This window comes from Pseudomonas sp. GW456-L13 (assembly GCF_017350115.1).
GTDB lineage: Bacteria > Pseudomonadota > Gammaproteobacteria > Pseudomonadales > Pseudomonadaceae > Aquipseudomonas > Aquipseudomonas jessenii.
In genome coordinates this window covers 1-284 of record NZ_JACNAS010000009.1, presented here as the reverse complement: position 1 = coordinate 284, position 284 = coordinate 1, and the positions used below count along the sequence as shown (strand labels likewise).

The window sequence follows — 284 nt, the reverse complement described above, 5'->3', positions numbered from 1 at the left end:
GTCAGCGTGGGTTCCACGCCAGTGGTACTGATGCTTGGTCCGTCATCCTTGAACACCAGGTTCTGCCCGATGTTCAGGGTCGCCAGGGCACTGTCGCCGTCCCCGTCGGTCTTGGTTGCCGTCAGCGTCACCAGGTTGTCCGAGGTCAGGCTCGTCGAGTCATCGGGATTGGTGGTATTGGAATGCACCACAGCGCGGAGCTGGTCGAGGATGACATCACCGTTGGCGGCCACGCTGACCGTGAACACCAGCTGACTGGTGGTGGCCGTGCGGCCTTCGACCAC

General features: G+C 62.7%; 1 protein-coding gene. It reads right to left on the bottom strand.

What is annotated here, in order from left to right; genetic code table 11:
• The coding region (locus tag J4D25_RS26830) for a DUF5801 repeats-in-toxin domain-containing protein (RefSeq protein WP_258536632.1) at window positions 1-284 on the bottom strand (284 nt) is incomplete at both ends.